Origin of the sequence: Micromonospora sp. C97 (assembly GCF_018070385.1) — a bacterium.
Classification (GTDB): domain Bacteria; phylum Actinomycetota; class Actinomycetes; order Mycobacteriales; family Micromonosporaceae; genus Micromonospora; species Micromonospora parva.
In genome coordinates this window covers 61968-84201 of sequence record NZ_JAGPXU010000023.1, presented here as the reverse complement: position 1 = coordinate 84201, position 22234 = coordinate 61968, and the positions used below count along the sequence as shown (strand labels likewise).

At 70.3% G+C, this 22234-nt stretch carries 21 protein-coding genes; 20 read left to right on the top strand and 1 reads right to left on the bottom strand.

Translation table 11 applies throughout. From position 1 onward, the window contains the following. The first annotated feature begins 107 nt into the window (after positions 1–107). From KBX26_RS24640 to KBX26_RS24630, 3 genes are all read left to right on the top strand, one after another. Positions 108–2183: a multicopper oxidase family protein gene (locus KBX26_RS24640; RefSeq protein ID WP_210866529.1), complete on the top strand. Its 2076-nt coding sequence runs from the start codon at positions 108–110 to the stop codon at positions 2181–2183. Between the two features lie 88 nt (positions 2184–2271). Next, complete coding sequence (locus KBX26_RS24635) at positions 2272–3393, top strand: ScyD/ScyE family protein (protein WP_051708211.1); 1122 nt, start codon at positions 2272–2274, stop codon at positions 3391–3393. 130 nt (positions 3394–3523) lie between these two features. Continuing rightward, positions 3524–4222, top strand: coding sequence for a response regulator transcription factor (locus tag KBX26_RS24630; RefSeq protein ID WP_051708210.1), 699 nt, complete (start codon positions 3524–3526; stop codon positions 4220–4222). A gap of 16 nt (positions 4223–4238) precedes the next feature. Here the strand turns inward: KBX26_RS24630 and metK are convergent, their stop codons facing one another. Beyond that, the gene (metK, locus tag KBX26_RS24625) at positions 4239–5426 is read right to left on the bottom strand and encodes a methionine adenosyltransferase (protein WP_030329373.1); all 1188 of its coding nucleotides are present in this window, start codon (positions 5424–5426) and stop codon (positions 4239–4241) included. A gap of 233 nt (positions 5427–5659) precedes the next feature. Between metK and KBX26_RS24620 the strand changes: the two genes are divergently transcribed. From KBX26_RS24620 to KBX26_RS24540, 17 genes are all read left to right on the top strand, one after another. Then, complete coding sequence (locus KBX26_RS24620; RefSeq protein WP_051708209.1) at positions 5660–6448, top strand: AfsR/SARP family transcriptional regulator; 789 nt, start codon at positions 5660–5662, stop codon at positions 6446–6448. 81 nt (positions 6449–6529) lie between these two features. Then, entirely contained in the window at positions 6530–7792 is a 1263-nt protein-coding gene (locus KBX26_RS24615) for a beta-ketoacyl synthase (protein WP_210866528.1), read from the top strand. Then, positions 7789–9009: a ketosynthase chain-length factor gene (locus KBX26_RS24610; RefSeq protein WP_210866527.1), complete on the top strand. Its 1221-nt coding sequence runs from the start codon at positions 7789–7791 to the stop codon at positions 9007–9009. Before KBX26_RS24615 ends, KBX26_RS24610 begins: the two co-directional genes overlap by 4 nt. Further along, positions 9006–10064 carry a methyltransferase gene (locus tag KBX26_RS24605; RefSeq protein WP_210866526.1) on the top strand — a complete coding sequence of 353 codons (1059 nt, stop codon included), beginning with the start codon at positions 9006–9008 and terminating at the stop codon, positions 10062–10064. Before KBX26_RS24610 ends, KBX26_RS24605 begins: the two co-directional genes overlap by 4 nt. A gap of 15 nt (positions 10065–10079) precedes the next feature. After that, complete coding sequence (locus KBX26_RS24600) at positions 10080–10406, top strand: antibiotic biosynthesis monooxygenase (RefSeq protein ID WP_030329365.1); 327 nt, start codon at positions 10080–10082, stop codon at positions 10404–10406. Next, a complete protein-coding gene (locus tag KBX26_RS24595; RefSeq protein WP_210866525.1) occupies positions 10399–12021 on the top strand; it encodes an FAD-dependent oxidoreductase in 1623 nt (540 codons plus the stop codon). Before KBX26_RS24600 ends, KBX26_RS24595 begins: the two co-directional genes overlap by 8 nt. A 4-nt stretch (positions 12022–12025) precedes the next feature. Beyond that, on the top strand, positions 12026–12367 hold the full coding sequence (locus KBX26_RS24590) for a TcmI family type II polyketide cyclase (RefSeq protein ID WP_124861433.1): 342 nt from the start codon (positions 12026–12028) through the stop codon (positions 12365–12367). Continuing rightward, the gene (locus KBX26_RS24585) at positions 12364–13371 is read left to right on the top strand and encodes a class I SAM-dependent methyltransferase (RefSeq protein WP_030329359.1); all 1008 of its coding nucleotides are present in this window, start codon (positions 12364–12366) and stop codon (positions 13369–13371) included. Before KBX26_RS24590 ends, KBX26_RS24585 begins: the two co-directional genes overlap by 4 nt. Positions 13372–13373: 2 nt before the next feature. Next, positions 13374–13835 carry a cupin domain-containing protein gene (locus tag KBX26_RS24580; RefSeq protein WP_081883721.1) on the top strand — a complete coding sequence of 154 codons (462 nt, stop codon included), beginning with the start codon at positions 13374–13376 and terminating at the stop codon, positions 13833–13835. After that, complete coding sequence (locus tag KBX26_RS24575) at positions 13832–14089, top strand: acyl carrier protein (protein WP_030329356.1); 258 nt, start codon at positions 13832–13834, stop codon at positions 14087–14089. Before KBX26_RS24580 ends, KBX26_RS24575 begins: the two co-directional genes overlap by 4 nt. A gap of 4 nt (positions 14090–14093) precedes the next feature. Beyond that, positions 14094–14564, top strand: coding sequence for an SRPBCC family protein (locus KBX26_RS24570; protein ID WP_210866524.1), 471 nt, complete (start codon positions 14094–14096; stop codon positions 14562–14564). Next, positions 14561–16222: an acetyl-CoA carboxylase carboxyltransferase subunit alpha gene (locus KBX26_RS24565; protein ID WP_210857531.1), complete on the top strand. Its 1662-nt coding sequence runs from the start codon at positions 14561–14563 to the stop codon at positions 16220–16222. Before KBX26_RS24570 ends, KBX26_RS24565 begins: the two co-directional genes overlap by 4 nt. After that, positions 16209–16646, top strand: coding sequence for a biotin/lipoyl-containing protein (locus KBX26_RS24560; RefSeq protein ID WP_210866523.1), 438 nt, complete (start codon positions 16209–16211; stop codon positions 16644–16646). The genes KBX26_RS24565 and KBX26_RS24560 overlap by 14 nt, the downstream gene beginning before the upstream one ends. Positions 16647–16648: 2 nt before the next feature. After that, the gene (locus KBX26_RS24555; RefSeq protein ID WP_030329350.1) at positions 16649–18034 is read left to right on the top strand and encodes an acetyl/propionyl/methylcrotonyl-CoA carboxylase subunit alpha; all 1386 of its coding nucleotides are present in this window, start codon (positions 16649–16651) and stop codon (positions 18032–18034) included. Positions 18035–18116: 82 nt separating this feature from the next. Further along, positions 18117–19652 carry a peroxidase family protein gene (locus tag KBX26_RS24550; RefSeq protein WP_210866522.1) on the top strand — a complete coding sequence of 512 codons (1536 nt, stop codon included), beginning with the start codon at positions 18117–18119 and terminating at the stop codon, positions 19650–19652. Positions 19653–19757: 105 nt separating this feature from the next. After that, positions 19758–21203 (top strand): adenosylhomocysteinase, encoded by a 1446-nt coding sequence (ahcY, locus tag KBX26_RS24545; protein WP_210866521.1) that lies wholly within the window; start codon positions 19758–19760, stop codon positions 21201–21203. 14 nt (positions 21204–21217) lie between these two features. After that, on the top strand, positions 21218–22195 hold the full coding sequence (locus KBX26_RS24540; RefSeq protein WP_210866520.1) for a carbohydrate kinase family protein: 978 nt from the start codon (positions 21218–21220) through the stop codon (positions 22193–22195). The last annotated feature ends 39 nt before the right edge of the window (positions 22196–22234 follow it).

Here is a 22234-nt window from a genome sequence, read left to right as displayed (position 1 = left end):
GACTACGGCAGCTGTTTCGCAGCGGCTTGCGGCTACGGTGATCGCCGTACCCCCCGGCCGTTCGTCAACGGATGTCGGGTGGTCCGCCCGCTCCGTATGTTGGCGTCATGTTTGAGGTCGGAGAGAACGCCGACGGGATCCTGGCCGGGGTCCTGTTCCTGATCTGGCTGCCCGCGGCGATCCTCGCCACGCGGTTGGCCTGGCGGCCGACGCCCGCGGCGCTGCGGACCAGCGCCCGTCGGCTGCTGCGCCTGCTCGTCGCCGCGCTGGTGGTGCTGGTCCTCAAGTGCGTCGCGATCGGGCTGATGCTCGCCGTGGACTGGATCTTCGCGGACAACCGGGTGATCGTGCAGATGCCGCTCCTGCTGCTGCCGATGCTTGCCGTCGCCGTGTGGACCGTGCCGGGCCTGCGCGCCCTGGCCAACCGCGACGACGCACCGATCGACGCCGAGACGCGCGCCGCCGTCGCCAACCCCAGATTCGTGGTGCCGGTCCAGGTGACGGCTGTGGCGACTGTCGTCGGCGTCTACTTCGCGTACGTGTCCCGTCCGGTCCCCTCCTACCTCGACGACATCGCGACCCACGCGGCGCCGATCCTGTTGTCGGTGGTGGTGCTGTGGCTCTGGCAGGGGCACCGTCTGCGGGTTGTCACCGCCACCGACTTCGCGCGCCGTGGCCGGCGGGCCGGCGCCCTGCGTGCCACCGCGCAGGCCGCCGTCGTGGTGCTCGTCGTGGCCGCCGGCATCACCTACGTGGCGCAGAGCAGCAGGCTGCCCGACCGGATGAGCATGATGTCCCACGACAACGTCGACTACGGCGGTGGCCCGTCGTTCGGTCACGGCGGTCACGGCGGGGTCTCCGTCGACGACCTGCGGGGGCCGCGGACCGGCAAGCCCAACAAGGCCTTCACCCTGACCGCGAAGAACGCCACGGTACGGCTGTCGTCGGGCACCGAGATCGACGCCCTGACGTACAACGGGCAGTCGCCCGGGCCGGAGCTGCGGGTCCGTGAGGGCGACCTGGTCGAGGTGACGCTGCACAACGAGATTCCCGACGAGAACGTGACCATCCACTGGCACGGGCTCGACGTGCCCAACGGTGAGGACGGCGTCGCCGGCGCGACGCAGAACGCGGTGGAGCCGGGCGGCACCTTCACCTACCGGTTCCTCGCCGAGCAGGTCGGCACGTTCTGGTACCACACCCACCAGAACCCCCTTGAGGCGATCCGGAGGGGACTGTTCGGCGCGCTGATCGTCGAGCCGCGCGACGGCCCACCGCCGGGCGAGCGCGACGTCGTGGTGATGGCACACGAGTGGCGTACGCCGGACGACAACATCGTCTCGTTCGGCACCAGCGACACAGTGCATCGGCAGGAGATCGCGCCGGGCACACCGGTGCGACTGCGCCTGATCAACACCGACAACAACCCGTCGACCGACAGCCGCCCACGGTCGTTGACGGTCAACGGCACGCCGGTGCGGGTCGCCGCGATCGACGGCGTCGACGTCAACGGTCCGACCCCGCTGACCAACCCGAGATTCGGGTTGGCGACCGGTGGACGCTACGACGTGACCTTCACGATGCCGGCGGGCGCGGTGCGGCTGACCGACCTCGCCAACCGCGACGCCGGGCTGGTCCTGGCGCCTCCCGGTGACACCTCGACGCCGAAGATCGTCGACGACGGCGACCCGTTCGACCCGCTCTCGTACGGCTCCGGCGGCTCGCGGCCCTTCGACACGGGCTCGTCGTACGACCGCTCGTTCACCCAGCTCCTCGACGACCGGTTGTCCTTCTACAACGGCGGCCTCCACCTCGTGCCGATCATCAACGGGCACAGCTTCCCGCACACGCCGACGCTGATGGTCCGGATGGGCGACGTGGTCAAGGTGCGGATCGTCAACCGCAGCCACCAGAACCATCCGATGCACCTGCACGGCCATCACGCGTTGGTGTTGTCCCGCAACGGGGTCGCCGCGACCGGGTCGCCGTGGTGGATCGACAGTCTCGACATCATCCCCGGTGAGATCTACGAGATCGGCTTCAAGGCGGACAATCCGGGGCTCTGGATGGACCACTGCCACAACCTCGACCACGCGGCCAACGGCATGGTCATGCACCTCGCCTACGAGGGCGTGAACTCCCCCTACGAGCTGGGGCGTGGCACCCCGAATCAGCCGGAGTAGGCGGGCCTGTCGAGCCTCCCTCCACCGGGCCTCGAGGCAACGCCGGCAGCGTCGAACGCATCCGAACCCCTCTTGCTGAGGAGAACCCATGCTCGACGCGATGCGACGAACGCTGTCGCTGGCCGTGCCGCTGGTACTGGTGGCCGGCATTGCCGCGCCCGCCACAGCGGCCACCTCGACCACCGGGCGACTGACAGTTGTCGCCCGCAACCTCGACAACCCCCGCGGTGTCGCCATCGACCGCGCCGGCACCGTCCTCGTCGCCGAGGCCGGCCTCGGCGGCGACGACGTCTGCATCCCCGGCACGTTCGGCACCAACCTCTGCTACGGCTCGACCGGTGCGATCACGGCGGTCCGTCACGGCTGGCAGAAGCGGGTCGTGACGGGCCTGCCGTCGCTGCGCAGCACCGGCGCCGGCTTCTCCGTCTACGGGGCGCACGACCTGGCCTTCGATCGGCAGGGCAAACTGCTGGTGGCGATGGGCTACAGCACCGACCCGGTCTCGCGCGACCTGCTCGGTGCGGCCGGAGCCGCGATGGGAACGATCCTGCGGGTGGAGGGGAAGCACCGCTGGTCGGTCCTCGGCGACCTCTCCGCCTACGAGGGGCAGCACAACCCCGACGGCGTCATCCCGGAGAGCCAGCCCTACGCCGTCGTCGCCGACGGGCGTGACATCTACGCGCTCGACGCGGCCGCCAACGACGTGCTCCGGATCGACAGGCGCGGCGTGGTCACCACCGAACACGTCTGGCCGCAGGAGCAGGTTCCGGCGCCGCCGGAGTGGGGTCTGCCGCCCGGCTCGACGACGCCGATCCAGTTCGTGCCGGTGACCATCGCCAAGGGGCCGGACGGCGCGCTCTACATCGGACAGTTGACCGGGCACCCGTTCCCGAACGGCGGCGCGCGGGTGTGGCGTCTGGTGCCGGGGCAGGAGCCGACGATCTACGCGACCGGCTTCACCAACATCATCGATCTCGCGTTCGACAAGCGGGGCCGGCTGGTCGTGCTGGAGATCGCGAAGAACGGGCTCAGCTCGGGAGACTCCACCGGTGCGTTGATCCGGGTGGAGCGCGACGGTAGCCACCGGGAGTTGGCGAGCACCGGTCTCGACTCCCCGATGTCGTTCGCCATCGCCGGCGACGGCAGCTTCTACATCGCCAACAAGGGCCTCGGCATCGGTGAGTTGGTCCGTCTGTCCATCCGAGACTGACAGAGTCGCGCGGCGATCGTGGCGTTCTTCGTGTCGGGAGGGCGCCACGATAGCTGCGGCGTCACACGCCCGCGATACGGTGCGACATCATGGGCACGTTGGCGGCGGGGGACGGGGTCTGGGGGTTAGGTTGACGCGGTCCGACGACGGGTCTCCCACCGGCGCCACCACCATCCTGATAGTCGACGACCATGCTCTCGTCCGCGAGGGGTTGCGCTGGGTGCTCGAGGTCCACGCCGACCTCGACGTGGTCGACGAGGCGGGCGACTCCGCCACCGCGGTCGCCAAGGCGGCGTCCGAGCGCCCCGACGTGGTGTTGCTCGACGTGGAGATCCCCGGTGACGACCCGGTGGTCACGGTGCGCCGCATCCGGGAGGTGTCGCCCGACAGCGCCGTCGTCATCCTCAGCATGTACGACAGCCCCGACCTGCTGCGCCGTCTGATCGCCGCCGGGGTGCGCGCCTACCTGCTCAAGAGCGTGGGTCGTGAGGAGCTGGTGGCCGCGATCCACAAGGCGCGGGACCGCAGCGGCTCGGTGCTGCTCTCGGTCTCCGGCCAGAGCCTGGTGCAGGTGCAGAGCGCGGAGTCCGCCATGCTGTCCGCCGTCGAGTTGGAGATCCTCCAACTCGCGGCCGAGGCGATGACCAACGCCCAGATCGCGCGCCGGCTCGACCTGACCGAGGCCACTGTGAAGAGCCACCTGCGTCGCATCTTCGCCAAGCTGGGCGCGGTCTCCCGCATCGACGCGGTCAACAAGGCGGTGGCAGCGTCACTGGTGACGCTGCCACACGACCGGTTGGTGCCGCGCCCTCGTCGGCCGTCGCGCTAGTGACCGGGGAAATCCCTCAACAGGCGGCCTTGAGGTCCGCGGCGCGGTCCGTGCGTTCCCAGGTCAGGTCCGGGAGTTCCCGGCCGAAGTGACCGTAGGCCGCCGTCTGCTGGTAGATCGGGCGGAGCAGGTCCAGGTCCCGGATGATCGCCGCGGGGCGCAGGTCGAAGACCTCACCGATCGCCTTCTCGATCCGGTCGAGCGGCACCGTCTCCGTACCGAACGTCTCCACGAACAGGCTCACCGGGTGGGCCTTGCCGATCGCGTAGGCCACCTGCGCCTCACACCGTTCCGCCAGGCCAGCGGCGACCACGTTCTTCGCCACCCACCGCATCGCGTACGCCGCCGACCGGTCGACCTTCGACGGGTCCTTCCCCGAGAACGCGCCGCCACCGTGGCGGGCGTACCCGCCGTAGGTGTCGACGATGATCTTTCGTCCGGTCAGGCCCGCGTCGCCCATCGGGCCACCGATCTCGAACCGGCCGGTGGGGTTGACGAGCAGCCGGTAGCCCTCGGTGTCGAGGTCGAGCGCCTCCAACTCCGGCGTGATCACGTGGTCGCGGATGTCGGGGGTGAGCAGTTCGTCGAGGGAGATGTGGGCCGCGTGCTGCGTGGAGACGACGATGGTGTCGAGCCGTACCGGGCGCAGGCCGTCGTACTCGACGGTGACCTGGGTCTTGCCGTCGGGCCGCAGGTAGGGCACCGTCCCGTCCTTGCGGACGGCGGCCAGGCGACGGGCCAGCCGGTGGGCCAGCGCGATCGGCAGCGGCATCAGCTCCGGCGTCTCCGAGCAGGCGAAGCCGAACATCATGCCCTGGTCGCCGGCGCCCTGGGCGTCGAGCCCGCCGCCGGACGAGCCGTCGCGCAGCTCGATCGCCGTGTCGACGCCCTGCGCGATGTCGGGGGACTGGGCGCCGATCGAGATGCTGACGCCGCAGGAGCCGCCGTCGAAGCCCTTCTTCGACGAGTCGTAGCCGATACCCAGGACGGTTTCCCGCACGATGCGCGGGATGTCGGCGTAGGCCTGCGTGGTGACCTCGCCCGCGACGTGGACCTGACCGGTGGTGATCAGGCTCTCGACGGCGACCCGGCTGTGCGGGTCCTGCGCCAGTAGCGCGTCGAGGATGCCGTCGCTGATCTGATCGGCGATCTTGTCGGGGTGACCTTCGGTGACCGACTCGGAGGTGAAGAGGCGGCGCGACATGTGTGACTCCTAACCCAGGGAGCGTGCGGGCCCGGCGAGTCTTCCCTCCTGCGGTGGAGGTTGCCTGGAGGAAGCATCGAGCGATCAAAGGGGTATCCGCCGTACAACTTTCGACACGCATCGATCCTCGGAAGAACCCGCGATGTCGCTACGCGCGGTCGTTCCGACCCACTCCGCCACCTCCATAGCTTGAGAGCGTCTCGACGAGTGCTCTGCGAAATGGGGGAACCACTGTGGTCAGGTACGAGATCCTCGGGTCGCTGGAAGTGATCCACGAGGGCCGGATCTGCACGCCGACGCCGCCGAAGGTGCGGACCGTGTTGGCGCTACTGGTGATGCGGGCCAACCGGGTCGTGCTGGTCGACTCGATCATCCGGGAGCTGTGGGGTGACGATCCGGCGCGGAGCGCTGTCACCACTGTGCAGACCTACATCTACCACCTGCGCAAGCTCTTCGCGAAAGAGGGCATAGAGACCCCGGACCGGACCGTGCTGGAGAGCCGCGCCCGCGGCTACCTGTTGCGGGTGGAGCCGGGTCAACTCGACGCCGAGGTGTTCGAGACGTTGCTCGACCAGGGCCGTACGCACATCGAGTCGGACCGCCCCGAGGAGGGCGCCGAGGTGCTGCGGCGGGCGCTGGCCATGTGGACGGGGCCGGTGGGCGCCAACGTGACGTTCGGGCCGGCGCTTGAGGCGCACGCGATCCACCTGCAGGAGCAGTGGATCCGGGCGTTGGAGCTGCGCATCCAGGCCGACATCACGCTCGGCCGGCACCGCGAGCTGATCGGCGAGCTGCGCTATCTGGTGGGCACGTACCCGCTCAACGAGTGGTTCCACCGCCAGCTCATCGTGGCGCTCAGCCGGTCCGGACGCCGTGGCGAGGCGTTGCAGGCGTACCACCACCTGCGCCGGGTGCTCAGTGAGGAGTTGGGCCTGGACCCTTCGCCTGACCTCCAGCGGCTCCAGCGGGAGGTGTTGGCCGCCGGCGGGCCACTGCGCCCGGGGCTCGCCAGGGCCTCGTGACAGGCCCTCGACCGACGCTCCAGCGCCGTTCGACCGGCCGTCCCTAGCTTTCACACGGACATCGCGGCCAGGAGGTCTTCCATGACGAGCACATCCGACCGTCGGGTGGTCATCACCGGGACAGGCGTCATCGCCCCCGGCGGACTGGGCACCAAGGCGTTCTGGGAACTGTTGACCGCTGGCCGTACGGCCACCCGTACCCTGTCGTTCTTCGATGCGACCCCGTTCCGGTCGCGGGTGGCCGCGGAGGCCGACTTCGACCCGGTCGCCGAGGGCCTGTCGCCGCAGGAGGTCCGCCGGATGGACCGGGCCGCGCAGATGGCAGTGGTCTGCACCCGCGAGGCGCTCGCCGACAGCGGCTTCGAGGCCGCCGACCCGACCCGGGTCGGGGTCAGCGTCGGCACGGCGGTCGGGGCCACGATGAGCCTCGAAGAGGAGTACGTCGTGGTCAGCGACGGCGGCCGGAAATGGCTGACCGACCACCGGTACGCCACTCCGCACCTCTACGACTACCTGGTGCCGAGCTCGTTCGCCCGGGAGGTGGCGTGGTCGGTCGGCGCGGAAGGTCCGGCGACGGTGATCTCCACCGGCTGCACGTCCGGTCTCGACTCCGTCGGTCACGCCCGGGAGTTGATCCGCGAGGGCTCGGCCGACGTGATGATCGCCGGCGCGACCGACGCCCCGATCTCGCCGATCACGGTGGCCTGTTTCGACGCCATCAAGGCGACCACGGCCCGCAACGACGACCCGACGCACGCGTCGCGGCCCTTCGACAACAGCCGCGACGGCTTCGTGCTCGGTGAGGGTTCGGCGATGTTCGTCCTCGAAGAGTTGGAGCACGCCCGCCGACGGGGTGCGCAGGTCTACGCCGAGCTGGTCGGGTTCGCCTCGCGCTCCAACGCGTTCCACATGACCGGCCTGCGACCCGACGGACGGGAGATGGCCGAGGCGATCCGGGTCGCGCTCGCCGACGCCCGGCTGTCCGGCGACGCCGTCGACTACATCAACGCGCACGGCTCGGGTACGAAGCAGAACGACCGGCACGAGACGGCGGCGTTCAAACGGAGCCTCGGCGACCACGCGTACCGCACGCCGGTCAGCTCGATCAAGTCGATGATCGGCCACTCGCTCGGTGCGATCGGCTCCATCGAGATCGCGGCGTCGGCCCTGGCGATCAAGCACGGCGTGGTGCCGCCGACAGCCAACCTGCACGAACGCGATCCGGAGTGCGACCTCGACTACGTGCCGCTGACCGCGCGCGAGCAGCAGACCGACGTGGTGTTGAGCGTGGGCAGCGGGTTCGGCGGCTTCCAGAGCGCGATGCTCCTGGCGCGTGTGGCATGACCACTGTCGTCACCGGAGTCGGGGTGGCCGCGCCCAACGGGTTGGGACGCGACGCCTTCTGGGCGGCCACCGTCGCCGGGGTGGGTGGCATCGGGCCGATCAGCCGTTTCGACCCCTCGGGTTACCCGGCGCAGCTGGCCGGCGAGGTTCCCGGATACGAGGCGGCCGAGCACATCCCGAGCCGGTTGATGGCGCAGACCGATCACATGACGCGGTTGTCGCTGACGGCGGCGCAGTGGGCCCTGGCCGACGCGTCCGTCGACCCGTCGGCGCTGCCCGAGTTCGGCATGGGTGTGGTCACGGCCAGCGCGTCGGGTGGTTTCGAGTTCGGCCACCGTGAGCTGGAGAAGCTCTGGAGCAAGGGCTCCGAGCACGTCAGCGCCTACCAGTCGTTCGCCTGGTTCTACGCCGTCAACACCGGTCAGATCTCGATCCGTCACGGGATGCGGGGGCCGACCGGGGTGCTCGTCACCGAGCAGGCGGGTGGGCTCGACGCGGTGGCGCAGGCCCGGCGACAGGTGCGCAAGGGCGTGCAGCTCGTGATGACCGGTGGGGTCGACGCGTCGCTCTGCCCGTGGGGTTGGACGGCCCAGCTCGCCAACGGCCTGCTCAGCACCGGGCGGGATCCGGCCACGGCGTTCCTGCCGTTCGATGCCAACGCGTCGGGTTACGTGCCCGGCGAGGGCGGGGCGATCCTCGTGCTGGAGGACGCGGACGCGGCGGCCCGGCGCGGAGCCGCCGTCTACGGGGTGATCGCCGGGTACGGCGCGACGTTCGACCCCCGGCCCGGCTCCGGCCGCCCGCCGGGTCTGCGTCGGGCGGCCGAGATGGCAGTGTCCGACGCCGGTCTCACGCCAGCCGACATCGACGTCGTCTTCGCCGACGGCGCCGGGGTCGCGGAGCTCGACCGCGTCGAGGCCGAGGCGATCAGCGCCGTCTTCGGCCCCCGAGGGGTGCCGGTGACCGCGCCCAAGACGATGACCGGCCGGCTCTACTCGGGCGGGGCGGCGCTCGACCTGGTCTCCGCGCTGTTGTCGATCCGACACGGCGTCATCCCGCCCACCACCAACATCCGCCAGCCGGCCGAGGGCATGCGACTCGACCTGGTACGCGACGTCGCGCGGGAGACACCCGTACGCGCGGCGCTCGTGCTCGCCAGGGGCTACGGCGGGTTCAACGCGGCCATGGTCGTGACCGACGAAAGGAATGGACGATGACCGACGCCAGCCTCGCCGCCGTCGCCAACTTCGACGAGCAGCAGGCACTTGACCTGCGTGAACGGCAGATCGCGGTGCTGGGAAGCGCCAAACAGATCGCCAACGTGATCTACGTGGTCACCGAGCTGGGCGTCGCCGACCTGCTCGTCAACGGGCCGGTGCCGGTCGCCCAACTGGCGGCGGCGACCGAGTCACACGAGGACGCGCTGCGCCGCATCCTCCGCGCCGCCGCGGCGGTCGGCATCTTCGACGAGCAGGAGGACGGGTCGTTCGCGCTGACGCCGCTCGGCGAGGGGCTGACGTCGGCCCGGATCGGCGGGCTGCGGCCGATGGTGCAGTTCAGCGGCGCCGACTTCAACCGCCTCCCGTACGCGGAGATCCTGCACAGTGTCCGGACCGGCGAGCCGGCCTTCAACAAGGTCTTCGGCATGGGCTTCTACGACTACCTGCAGGCCCACCCGGAGGCCAACCGGTTCTTCGAGGGCTTCATGGCGCACTGGAGCCGGCGGCTCGCCGACCGGTTCGCGGCGGAGTTGGCGCCCGAGCGGTTCGGCCGGATCGCCGACATCGGCGGCAGCAACGGTTACTTCCTGGCCAAGATGCTCCAGCGCCACCCCGAGGGCACCGGCGTCCTCTTCGACCTGCCCGAGGTGGTGGCCGACGCCGAACCGTTGCTCAAGGAGCACGGTGTCACCGAGCGGGTCGAGGTGCGCGGCGGCGACTTCTTCACCGACGAGCTGCCGGCCGGCGCCGACGCGTACATCCTGAAGTCGATCGTCCACAACTGGCCGGACGACACCTGCGTCACGCTGCTGCGTCGGATCCGGGCGGCGATCGGCGACGCCGACTCCCGCCTGATCGCGATCGACCAGATCGTGCCGCCCCGCAACCAGTGGGACCACGCCAAGATCATCGACATCGACATGCTGGTGCTCTTCGGCGGCAAGGAGCGCGACCTCCGCGAGTGGCAGGCGCTGTTCACCGCGTCCGGTTTCGAGCTGGTCAACACCCCCGCGTCCCGCGGCTGGGCCCTGCTCGAAGCGCGTCCGATCTAGGAAAGGAAGCCCGCAATGGCACACATCGGCATCGACCAGCCGGTCGTGACGATGGTCAACGTCTTCACCGTCGAGCCGGCCAACCAGCAGAAGCTCGTCGACATCCTGATCGAAGCGACCGACACGGTGATGTCCAAGGTGGACGGGTTCGTGTCGGCGAACATCCACGCCAGCCTCGACGGCACCCGGGTCGTCAACTACGCGCAGTGGAAGAGCGAGGAGCACTTCACCGCGATGCTGCAGAACCCCGAGGTCCATCCGCACTTCGGCGAGGTACGCGCGATCGCCACGCCGGAACGCCACCTCTACAAAGTCGTCTACACGGAGGACGCTCATGTCTGACGGAAGCACCGACGTCCTGATCGTCGGCGGTGGCCCGGTCGGCCTGTCGACCGCGCTCTTCCTGGCCCGTAAGGGGATCCGGCCGATCCTGGTCGAACGTCGGCCCCGGCTGTCGACGATCCCCCGCGCGACCGGTCTGCACGCCCGCACGGTGGAGATCTTCCGCACCGTCGGCCTGGAGCCGGCCGTGCAGGAGGCCGGCATGAAGATCGTCGGGCCGGGCGTCGAACTCGACCTCGTCCGCGCCGGCCGCGCCACGCCACTGGTCATGCTCGGCGCCCAGTCGCTGGCCGACCTCCACAAGTCGTTCGTCATGGAGGCCCACGACGTCGACTACGACGCGTTCACCCCGAGCTGGCCGATCTGGTGCGGCCAGGACCACTACGAGCCGCTGCTCTTCGACGCCGCCGTCGAAGCGGGCGCGGAGATCCGCTTCCAGAACGAGCTGGTCGGGCTGGTCCAGGACTCCGACGGCGTGACAGCGACAGTCAACGACAACGGCACCACCCGCACGATCCGGGCGCGTTACGTCGTCGCGGCCGACGGCGTGAAGAGCCCCGTCCGCGACATGCTCCAGATCGGAAACCGCAGCAACGGTGTCGCCGGGAACTTCGTCAGCATCATCTTCCGCGCCAAGGTCGACCTGCCCGACACCGCACCACGGTTCACCCTGATCTACCTGATGAACCAGCTGGCCCAGGGCCTGCTGCTCTTCATCGAGCCGGGGCGGTGGATGTTCGGCGTCAACTACTACCCCGAGCGGGGGCAGTCGCCGGCCGACTTCACGCCGGAGCGCTGCGTCGAGCTGGCCCGGATCGCCGCCGGCGACCCCGAGCTGGAGGTGGAGGTCGAGTCGGCCCAGCCCTGGGACGCGCGGCACATGGTCGCCGACGCGTACCGGTCGGGGCGGGTCTTCCTCGCCGGCGACGCCTGTCACGCGCATCCCCCGGCCGGTGGCTTCGGCGTCAACGCCGGCATCCAGGACGCGCACAACCTGGCGTGGAAGCTCGCCGAGGTGCTCCAGGGGCACGCCGACGAGAGCCTGCTCGACTCCTACGAGGCCGAGCGTCGTCCGGTCGGCGCGGCCACCGCCGACCAGGCGTGGATGCTGTTCCGCACCCGGGGGCAGCTCGCCGACGAGGACAAGGCCGCCTATCGGGACTTCGTCATCGTGACGATGGGCTACCGCTACACCTCGAACGCGATCGTCGACGCGCCCGCCGACACCGAGCTGCTGCCCCGCGAGCTGAGCTTCACCGGCCAACCCGGATCGCGCGCGCCGCACGGCTGGGTCGACCACCACGGCAGTCGGGTCTCCACGATCGACGTGCTGACCGAGGGCTGGACGCTGGCCACCGCACCCGGCGACGACACGTGGCTCGCGGCGGCCGAGACCGTCGCCTCGCAGACCGGCGTCCCGATCCGGGCACTGACCGCCGGCCCCGACGGCGACCTCGCCGACGACGGCTCGTGGCTCGCCAGCTGTGGCGTCGGCCCCGGCGGCGCGCTGCTGGTACGCCCCGACGGCATCGTCGCCTGGCGCAGTGGCGGCCCGGTGGACGACAAGGCGCAGACCCTGGCCGCCGCCCTGGCCACGATCCTGCGGGGAGCGTGAGCAGATGTCCTACCGCGCCCTCATGGTCATGCGGATGGCCCCCGGTCACGCCGACGCCGTCGCCGAGCTCTTCGCCGAACACGACAAGGGCGACATGCCCCACGTCGTCGGCATCTCGCGGCGCACCCTCTTCCGCTACCAGGACCTCTACATGCACCTGCTCGAGGCGGACACCGACGTCTTCGACAAGCTCCTCGCGGCCCGTGCCCGCGCGGACTTCCAGGAGGTCAACCGCCGCCTCTCGGCCTACCTGCAGCGCTACGCGCCGGACAGCATGACCGAGCTGCAGGACTCGTTGGCCACGCCCTTCTACACCTGGAGCCCCGAGACAGGGAGCATCACGTGACGCTGACCCGCCGCGACATCAACGACATGATGCAGGCATACAAGAAGACGAGCCTGCTGCGTACCGGCGTCGAGCTGGGCGTCTTCGACGCCCTGGCCGCGGGCCCGGCGACGGCCGGTGGGCTCGCCCCGAAGCTCGGCATCCACCCGCGCGGCGCGCGCATCCTGCTCGACGCGCTCACCGCGATCCGCCTCACCGACCGGACCGGCGAGCACTTCTCGCTCACCCCGGCGGCCGCCGACCACCTGGTCAGCACCCGTCCCGACTACCTGGGCGGGATGGTCAAGGTGATGTCGAGCGACTGGGAGTGGGACGCGCTGCGCGACCTCAGCGCCGCCGTACGGGAGGGCGGCACCGTCCTGGACGTGCACGCCGAAACCCCGGAGTACAGCTACTGGGAGGACTTCGCCGCGTACGCGACGAAGGTCGCCCAGCCGACCGCCGAGGTGATGGCCGAGGCGCTCGCGCCGTGGGCGAAGGAGCGCGCCGAGCTCGACATCCTCGACGTCGCCTGCGGCCACGGCGTCTACGGTTACACGCTCGCGCAGCACAACCCGCAGGCGACGGTGACCTCGCTGGACTGGCCCAACGTGCTCGCCGTGACCGAGAAGCACGCCGAGCGGCTCGGCGTACGCGACCGGGCGTCGTTCCTGCCCGGTGACATGTTCACCACCGATCTCGGTGGCCCCTACGACGTCGCGCTGCTCACCAACGTCACCCACCACTTCTCCGAGGAGCGGGTGCACGAGCTGGTGAAACGGCTCGGTTCCGTGGTCAAGCAGGGTGGCCGGCTGGTCATCGTCGGCTTCACCACCGGCGACGAGTCGCCGGCGCTGGACCCGGCGCCGTACCTCTTCTCGGTGCTGATGTTGGTCTGGACCTTCGAGGGGGAGTCGCACTCCGTCGCCGCCTACAACCGGGCCCTCGCCGCGGCGGGCTTCGGCCCGGCCACCGTCCACCCGACGGACCTGCCGTTCCGCGTGCTCGTCGCAGAGAAGGGATGACCATGCATCGGCAACCGGTAGTGAAGGTCGCCGCCACCGACGTGCCCGGCATCAACCGGATCGGCGGCGAGGTGCGGATCCTGCTCAGCCCGAAGACCGTCGACGCGACGGAGGGCTTCATGGGCACGGTCCGGCTGGAGCCGGGCGAGTTCCTGGCGGAGCAGTACAACCCGTACTCGGACAAGTTCTGTTATCTGGTGCGCGGCGAGGTCGTGATCCGGGTCGACGGCACGGAGGTCAAGCTCGCGGCCGACGAAGCTCTCATGGTCCGTCGCGGCCAGCGGCACCGCATCGTCAATGCCGGTGGTGAGACCGCGCTGATCGTGTTCCAGATCAGTCCGCTCGCACCCCGCCCCGAACTGGGCCACGTCGACACCGAGGAGGTCCCGCACCCCGAGTCGCCGGTGCCGCAGGTCGGCGGCGTCCGCGACGGGTGGCAGCGACCGACGGGAGGAAACTCATGAGCCAGCTGACCCTCGACGACCTGCGCCGGATCCTGGAGAGCAGCTCCGGCGTGGTCGAGCAGACCGACTGGGCCGACCCGGCGACGCTCGACGCGCCGTTCGAAGACCTCGGCTACGACTCGCTCGCGCTGCTGGAACTGGCGGCGCGGGTGCAGCAGGAGTACGAGGTGCGCATCCCCGACGACGCCGTGTCGATCATGCAGACGCCCCGGCTCGCCGTCGACTACGTCAACCAACGACTCGCGGATCGGTGAACCCATGGCCGGACACACTGACAACGCGGTCGTCATCAACGCACCGTTCGACCTCGTCTGGGACCTGACCAACGACATCCCCAACTGGCCCTCCCTGTTCAGCGAGTACGCCAGCACGGAAGTGCTCTCGACGTCCGCCGACGGGGCCGTCGTCTTCCGCCTGACGATGCACCCCGACCCGGCCGGTCGGGTCTGGAGCTGGGTCTCCGAGCGGGTGCCCGACCGCGTCGACCGGGTGGTGCGGGCCCGACGGCTGGAGACCGGCGCGTTCAAGTACATGAACCTGTTCTGGGAGTACACCGAGATCCCGGACGGCGGCGTGCGGATGCGGTGGGTGCAGGACTTCGAGATGCGCCCGGGCGGGCACGCCGACGACGAGGGCATGACGGCCCACCTCAACCGGACCACACGTGAGCAGCAGGCACGCATCCGGGAGATCGTGGAGAAGGCCGCGGCCGAACGCGGGCAGTCATGACCGCCACCGTCAACACGCCCGTCGGTAAGAGCTGGCTGGTCTGCCCGGGTTGCCGGGCGCTGCTCTACCAGCGCCGTGTCGAGCGCAACCTGGGCGTCTGCCCGGAGTGCGACCACCACGACCAGGTCACCGCGCACCAGCGGATCGAGCAGCTCTTCGACCTCGACTCGGTCGAGGAGCTGCCCCCGGTCGGCGCGTTCGGTGATCCGCTCGGGTTCGTCGACACCAAGCCCTACCCGCAGCGGCTCGAAGCCGCCCGTCGTCGTACCGGGCTGGACGAGGCAGTCGTCTGTGTCCGGGGCACTGTCGAGGGGCAGCCGCTGATCGCCGCGGTGATGGACTTCCGGTTCCTCGGCGGCAGCCTCGGCGCGGGTGTCGGTGAGCGGATCACCCGGGCCGCCGAGTTGGCGCTGGAGACCCGTACGCCGCTGTTGATCGTCAGCGCCTCCGGCGGTGCCCGGATGCAGGAGGGCGCCCTGTCGCTCATGCAGATGGCCAAGACCAGCGCGGCGCTCGGTGCTCTCGACGAGGCGGGGGTCCTGACGATCTCGCTGGTCAGCGACCCGACCTACGGTGGCGTCGCGGCATCGTTCGCGACCCTCTGCGACGTCATCCTCGCCGAGCCGGGGGCCCGCCTCGGCTTCGCCGGGCCGAGGGTGATCCAGCAGACGCTGCGCCAGCCACTGCCGGCCGGCTTCCAGACCGCCGAGTACCTCTTTGCCCGCGGCATGCTCGACGACCTGGTACCCCGGTCGAACCTGCGGCCGACCATCGCCCGGCTGCTGGCCTTCGCGGCGGCCGGGCCGTTCACCCCGGAGCACTCCCGGGTACGGGCGACCGCGCCCGCCGACCCGGCGGACCCGTGGACGGTCGTGGCACGGTCCCGTGCTCTCGGTCGCCCCTCCACGCTCGACTACATCGGCCACTTCGTGGACGGCTTCGTGGAGCTGCACGGCGACCGGCTCGCGAGTGACTGCCCGGCGATCGTCGGCGGCGTCGGCCTGATCGACGGGCGGCCGGTCGTGGTGATCGGCCACCAGAAGGGCCACACGGTCGCCGAGGTGGCCAGCCGCAACTTCGGCATGGCGACACCGGCCGGCTACCGCAAGGCGGCCCGGCTGATGCGCCTGGCCGAGAAGCTCGGCGCGCCGATCGTGACGCTGATCGACACACCCGGGGCCTACCACGGCATCTCGGCGGAGGAGAACGGGCAGGCCCTCGCCATCGCCGACAACATCCGACTGATGGCCGGGCTGACGGTGCCGGTCGTCGCGGTGGTGACCGGCGAGGGCGGCAGCGGGGGTGCGCTCGCCCTCGGCGTCGGCAACCGGGTGCTGATGCTCGAGAACGCGACGTACTCGGTGATCAGCCCGGAGGGTTGCGCCGCGATCCTCTGGAACGACTCCGGCCGGGCCGACGAGGCAGCCGCACAGCTCAAACTCCAGGCCGGCGACCTGCTCGCGCTCGGCATCGTCGACGGGGTGGTTCCCGAACCGCCCGGCGGGGCGCCGGCCGATCCCGGTGCGACCGCGTCGGCCGTACACCGGGCGGTCGTCGACGCGTTGGCGGAGCTGGCCGGTCTGCACCGCGAGGAGGTGCGGGTCCATCGCCGGGCCCGCTTCCGACAGATCGGAGGTGTGACGAATGCCGGAGGGTAACGCCGACCCGCTGGACGCCGCGGTCCGCAGCCTCGCGCGGCTGATCGGATCGACGCCAGGCCCGGTCCGTCGCGCCCGACTCCAGCACGGCGACCTGGTGGTCGAGGTGGAGTGGCCAGACGGCGCGGCTGTGGTGGCGGCAGCCCCGGCGGCCCCGCCGGTGGAGGCCGACGCCGGGCTGCACTACGTGTGCGCGCCGATGGTCGCGACGCTCTACCTCGCGCCGTCGCCCGGCGCCGACCCGTTCGTTCGGGAGGGCGACCAGGTCGTGGCCGGCCAGCAGGTCGCGATCCTGGAAGCGATGAAGATGATGATCCCGGTTGAGGCCGACCGTGCGGGCGAGGTCGTGAAGCTACTGGTGCCCAACGCGACTCCGGTCGAGTACGGCGAGCGGCTGATCGCCTTAGCTGTGTCGGAGGACTGACGGTGTTCGAGTCGGTGCTGATCGCCAACCGGGGCGAGATCGCGGTCCGCATCGCGCGGACCTGCCGGGAGATGGGGCTGCGGACAGTTGCTGTCTACTCGACAGTCGACCGCGACTCGGCGGTGGTGCGGTTGGCGGACGAGGCCGTCCAGATCGGGCCGGGCCCGAGCCGGCGCAGCTACCTGAGCGCCCCGGCCATCATCGAGGCGGCCCGTCGCACGGGGGCCGACGCGATCCACCCGGGTTACGGCTTCCTCTCCGAGGACCCGGACTTCGCCGAGATCTGTGCGGCCGACGGGATCACGTTCATCGGGCCGCCGCCCGCCGTGATGGCCGCGCTGGGCGACAAGGCCCGGACGCGGGGCATCATGGCGGGCCTCGGCCTGCCGGTGCTTCCCGGCACCACCGACGCCGTCGAGTCGGCGGCCCACGCCCGCGCGGTGGCGGAGGAGATCGGCTTTCCGCTGATCATCAAGGCGGTCGCCGGTGGTGGCGGCCGGGGCGTTCGGGTGGTCCGCGACCCGGCCTCGTTCCTGGGCGAGTTCGCCACCGCGCGGGCCGAGGCGCAGCTGCTCTTCGGCGACAACCGGGTCTACATCGAGCGTTACCTCGAATCGGCGCGCCACGTCGAGGTGCAGGTGCTCACCGACCGTTACGGCAACGGCGTCCACCTCGGCGAGCGCGACTGCTCGGTGCAGCGGCGTCACCAGAAACTGATCGAGGAGTCACCCGCGCCCGGGTTGCCGCAACACCTTGTCGACCGGATGACCGCCGCCGCGGTCACCGGCGCGCTCGGCGTCGGCTACGTGGGCGCGGGCACCTTCGAGTTCCTGGTCGGCGGCGGGGACGACTTCCACCTCATGGAGGTCAACTGCCGCCTGCAGGTCGAACACCCGGTCTCCGAGTTGGTGACCGGCGTCGACCTGGTGCGGCAACAGATCCTCGTCGCGGGCGGCGAACGGCTCGCACTGACCCAGGCTGACGTGACGCCGCGCGGTACCGCGATCGAGTGTCGCCTCAACGTCGAGGACCCGGCGCGCGGCTTCGTACCGACACCGGGTGAGCTGACCCGCTTCGACCTGCCCGCCGGCCCGTTCGTCCGGGTCGACACGCACGGGTACGCCGGCTACCGGGTTCCGGCCGACTACGACTCCCTCCTCGCGAAGGTGGTCGTCTGGGCGCCTGACCGGACCCAGGCCCTGGCCCGGATGGCCCGCGCCCTCGACGAGTGCGCCGTCGAAGGGCCGGGTGTGGCCACCACCCGCGACTTCCTCCGATCGACGCTCGACCATCCGCTGTTCCGCGCCGCCAAACACGACACCTCGCTTGTCGACACCATGCTCACCGGTCTCCAGCCGGACACCACCGAAGCTCCAGAGCGCCACTAAGGGAAGGGTTCACACTGCTGCCGGTTCGCGGGTTTACCGCCCGTGCGTCCACGCGGGCGCCCGCGGACGGAAGGTGGCCGACATGGCAATTGGCAACGCTTCTCCAGGTGTCAGCCGACGGCGACTATTGGCCGGAGTCGGCGCGGGCGCGCTCCTCGCCGGCACCGGGGGAGTCCTGCTCGACGCGGCGCCGGCGGCGGCCGCGTTCTCCAACCGGTTCGGTCGGATGTTCCCGTCGTTACCGGCGTTCGGGTCGGCGACGACCCAGATGCGGAACGCGCTGAATGACCTGTCCCGCGTCGGTGGCCCGATGGACGCCCGCGACCCGCTCGGTGTCGGCGCCGAGGCCCTCTCCGACCTGCAGCAACACAGCATCAACAACCCCGACAACTTCTCGGTCCCGCAGGGCATGACGTACTTCGGGCAGTTCGTCGACCACGACCTGGCCTTCGAGACGACGGCGCCGCTGGGCACGCCGGTCGACCCGACCACGGTGCCCAATCCCCGGACGCCGGCCCTCGACCTCGACTCGCTCTACGGTGCCGGACCGACCGGGAACCCGGAGCTGTACACCTCATCCGACCCCGCCAAACTCAGGATCGAGTCGGGCGGGCGCTTCGAGGACCTGCCGCGCAACTCCAGCGGTAGGGCGATCGTCTTCGACCCCCGCAACGACGAGAACCTGCCGATCGCGCAGATCACTGCCGCGTTCATCCTCTTCCACAACCGGGTGGTCGACCTGGTGCGCGCCCAGGGCACAGCGGAGTCGCAGGTCTTCGCCGCCGCCCGCAGGCTCGTCACCTGGCACTACCAGTGGATCGTGCTCAACGAGTTCCTCCCGCTGATCGCCGGCCCGGGCGCGGTCTCCACGGTGCTCAGCGGAGGCCGGCGCTTCTACCGTCCGGAGCCGAACGCGACGTTCATCCCGGTCGAGTTCACCGCCGCGGCGTTCCGCTTCGGCCACAGCCAGCCGCGACCGGCCTACCTGGTCAACCGCACCGGCAACGGCGGCGACGAGTTCTACGCCATGCTCTTCGACTCGGCGCTGGGCGGCGCCGACCCGGCCGACCTGCGCGGCGGGAAGCGGGCCGCCCGCCGCTACCTCGACTACCAGTTCTGGTTCCAGTTCTTCGACGGCCAGGTGCGCTGGAGCAAGTGGATCGACGTGCGCAACTCGACACCGCTGTTCGGTTTCCCGCTGCCACCGCCGCCGTCCGGCTCGCCGTCGGCCAACCTGCTCGGCCGCGACCTGCTCCGGCAGTTGACCTTCGGCATCCCGTCGGGCCAGCGGATCGCCGCGCACATCGGGGCGCCCGCGCTCGGCAGCTTCAACTTCCCCGAGCTCAGTGGGTACGGCCTCGGCCTGGACGCCGACACCCCGCTCTTCTACTACATCCTCAAGGAGGCGCAGCTCCAGGCCGGCGGCGGCTCGTTGGGCGCGGTGGGTGGGCGGATCGTGGCGGAGGTGCTCATCGGCGTCGCCCAACTCGACCCGGCGAGCTACCTGACCGTGCAGCCCAGCTGGCGCCCGACCCTGCCCGCCCGCTTCTCCGGCCAGTTCACGATGGCGGACCTGCTCACGTACGCCCGGGTCGACCCGGCCAGCCGCAACTCCTGACAGCTCCTGCGCCGCACCCGGGCTCCAGGCGGCCCGGGTGCGGCGCATGAGCACCGTTGAACCGGACTCCAACGGTCCTCGACGCCGCTGGGGGAGGGTGCGGGCATGACTGGCAACTTCAGCGATTTCAAGGTGGCGGACCTGTCGTTGGCGGCCTTCGGGCGTAAGGAGATCGAGCTGGCCGAGCACGAGATGCCGGGGTTGATGTCGATCCGGAGGGAGTTCGCCTCGCGGCAGCCGCTGAAGGGTGCGCGGATCACCGGCTCGCTGCACATGACGATTCAGACGGCGGTGCTGATCGAGACGCTGGTGGCGCTCGGCGCGCAGGTCAGGTGGGCTTCCTGCAACATCTTCTCGACCCAGGACCACGCGGCGGCAGCGATCGTGGTCGGTCCGGCCGGCACCCCGGACGCCCCGGCGGGCGTCCCGGTCTACGCCTGGAAGGGCGAGACCCTCGACGAGTACTGGTGGTGCACCCAGCAGGTGCTGCTCTGGCCGGACGGGCAGGGCCCGAACATGATCCTCGACGACGGTGGTGACGCCACGTTGCTGGTGCACAAGGGTGCCGAGTTCGAGGCGATCGGGGCGGTGCCGTCGCCGGAGAGCGCGGACTCCGAGGAGTACGAGGTCATCCTCGGTGTGTTGACCCGGTCGCTGCGGGAGGACAACCGTCGCTGGACGCGGGTCGCCGCCGGGATCAGGGGCGTGACCGAGGAGACCACCACCGGTGTGCACCGGCTGTACGAGATGCAGCAGGCGGGGAACCTGCTGTTCCCGGCGATCAACGTCAACGACTCGGTGACCAAGAGCAAGTTCGACAACAAGTACGGCTGCCGGCACTCGCTCATCGACGGCATCAACCGGGCCACCGATGTGCTGATCGGCGGGAAGGTCGCCGTCGTGTTCGGTTACGGCGACGTTGGTAAGGGCTGCGCCGAGAGTCTGCGCGGTCAGGGCGCGCGGGTCATCGTGACCGAGGTGGACCCGATCTGCGCCCTGCAGGCGGCGATGGACGGCTACCAGGTCGCGACCATCGATGACGTTGTCGAGACCGCTGACATCTTCGTGACCGCGACGGGCTGCTTCAGTGTGATCACCAACGAGCACATGGCCCGCATGAAGCACCAGGCGATAGTGGGGAACATCGGTCACTTCGACAACGAGATCGACATGGCCGGTCTCGCGAAACGCGGGGACGTCGAGCGGATCACGGTGAAGCCGCAGGTGGACGAGTGGCGGTTCGCGGACGGCCACTCGATCATCGTGTTGTCCGAGGGGCGGCTGTTGAACCTCGGCAACGCCACCGGACATCCGAGCTTCGTGATGTCGAACAGCTTCGCCAATCAGACCATCGCGCAGATCGAGCTGTTCACCCGCACCGACCAGTACCCGGTCGGTGTCCACACCCTCCCCAAGCACCTGGACGAGAAGGTCGCCCGACTCCACCTCGCCGCGTTGGGTGTGCGCCTCACCGAGCTGACCAAGGAACAAGCCAACTACCTCGGTGTCCCGGTCGAGGGGCCCTACAAGCCCGACCACTACCGCTACTGAGAGGGCCCGTCCGCATGATCGCCGTATCCGGTTCGATCGCAACCGACCATCTGATGCGCTTCCCGGGGCGGTTCGCCGAGCAACTCGTCGCCGGCAGCCTCGACACCGTCTCGCTCTCGTTCCTCGTCGACGACCTCGTCGTCCGTCGCGGCGGGGTCGCTGCCAACATCGCCTTCGGGCTCGCTCAACTCGGGCACCGGCCGGTGCTGCTCGGCGCGGTCGGTGGCGACTTCGGCGACTACCGCAGCTGGCTGGAGCGCAACGGGGTCGACTGCTCGGAGGTGCAGGTCAGCTCCATCGCACACACCGCGCGGTTCATCTGCACCACCGACACCGACCTCTGCCAGATCGCGTCGTTCTATCCGGGTGCGATGGGCGAGCCCGACCGGATCAGCCTCGACGGTGTCGCCGCCCGGGCTGGTGGCCTCCGGCTCGTCATCGTCGCCGCGGAGAATCCGGACACCATGCTCGCCCGTGCCGCCGCCTGCCGCCGACTGGGCCTGCCCTTCGCCGCCGACCCGTCGCAGCAGCTGGCCCGGATGCCGTCGGCCGACATCGAGGCGATGATCACCGGTGCGCGCTATCTGTTGACGAACGAGTACGAGGCGGCGCTGCTGGAGTCGAAGACCGGCCTGAGCGAGGACGACATCCTGCGCCGGGTGGGCGTGCGGGTCGTGACCCTGGGCGCCAACGGGGTACGGATCACCGGGCGCGACGGCAAGTTCCTGGTCCCGGCGGCGCGGGTGGGCGCCATCGTCGACCCGACCGGCGTCGGCGACGGCTTCCGGGCCGGCTTCTTCGCCGCGCTCGCCGCGGACCTGCCCATCGAACGGGCGGCACAGGTGGGCTGCGTGCTGGCGGCGCACGTGCTGGAGGTCGAGGGCCCGCAGGAATACACCGTCGACGCCGACGTTTTCGAGCGCCGCATCGTCGAGTCGTACGGCAGTGAGGTCGCGGTCGACGTGCGCGCGTTGGGCCTGGCGCCGGTCTGACCGGGCCGGCCGGCGGCGCTGGCCTCCGGCGAGGAGCAG

Excerpts from the sequence above, each read along its gene's own strand:
- KBX26_RS24560 (WP_210866523.1), top strand. The coding sequence starts at position 16,209 with ATGCCGGAGGGTAACGCCGACCCGCTGGACGCCGCGGTCCGCAGCCTC.
- KBX26_RS24540 (WP_210866520.1), top strand. The coding sequence starts at position 21,218 with ATGATCGCCGTATCCGGTTCGATCGCAACCGACCATCTGATGCGCTTC.
- ahcY (WP_210866521.1), top strand. The coding sequence starts at position 19,758 with ATGACTGGCAACTTCAGCGATTTCAAGGTGGCGGACCTGTCGTTGGCG.
- KBX26_RS24590 (WP_124861433.1), top strand. The coding sequence starts at position 12,026 with ATGTCCTACCGCGCCCTCATGGTCATGCGGATGGCCCCCGGTCACGCC.
- KBX26_RS24605 (WP_210866526.1), top strand. The coding sequence starts at position 9,006 with ATGACCGACGCCAGCCTCGCCGCCGTCGCCAACTTCGACGAGCAGCAG.
- KBX26_RS24635 (WP_051708211.1), top strand. The coding sequence starts at position 2,272 with ATGCTCGACGCGATGCGACGAACGCTGTCGCTGGCCGTGCCGCTGGTA.
- metK (WP_030329373.1), bottom strand. The coding sequence starts at position 5,426 with ATGTCGCGCCGCCTCTTCACCTCCGAGTCGGTCACCGAAGGTCACCCC.
- KBX26_RS24595 (WP_210866525.1), top strand. The coding sequence starts at position 10,399 with ATGTCTGACGGAAGCACCGACGTCCTGATCGTCGGCGGTGGCCCGGTC.
- KBX26_RS24610 (WP_210866527.1), top strand. The coding sequence starts at position 7,789 with ATGACCACTGTCGTCACCGGAGTCGGGGTGGCCGCGCCCAACGGGTTG.
- KBX26_RS24550 (WP_210866522.1), top strand. The coding sequence starts at position 18,117 with ATGGCAATTGGCAACGCTTCTCCAGGTGTCAGCCGACGGCGACTATTG.
- KBX26_RS24565 (WP_210857531.1), top strand. The coding sequence starts at position 14,561 with ATGACCGCCACCGTCAACACGCCCGTCGGTAAGAGCTGGCTGGTCTGC.
- KBX26_RS24615 (WP_210866528.1), top strand. The coding sequence starts at position 6,530 with ATGACGAGCACATCCGACCGTCGGGTGGTCATCACCGGGACAGGCGTC.
- KBX26_RS24580 (WP_081883721.1), top strand. The coding sequence starts at position 13,374 with ATGCATCGGCAACCGGTAGTGAAGGTCGCCGCCACCGACGTGCCCGGC.
- KBX26_RS24570 (WP_210866524.1), top strand. The coding sequence starts at position 14,094 with ATGGCCGGACACACTGACAACGCGGTCGTCATCAACGCACCGTTCGAC.
- KBX26_RS24575 (WP_030329356.1), top strand. The coding sequence starts at position 13,832 with ATGAGCCAGCTGACCCTCGACGACCTGCGCCGGATCCTGGAGAGCAGC.
- KBX26_RS24600 (WP_030329365.1), top strand. The coding sequence starts at position 10,080 with ATGGCACACATCGGCATCGACCAGCCGGTCGTGACGATGGTCAACGTC.
- KBX26_RS24640 (WP_210866529.1), top strand. The coding sequence starts at position 108 with ATGTTTGAGGTCGGAGAGAACGCCGACGGGATCCTGGCCGGGGTCCTG.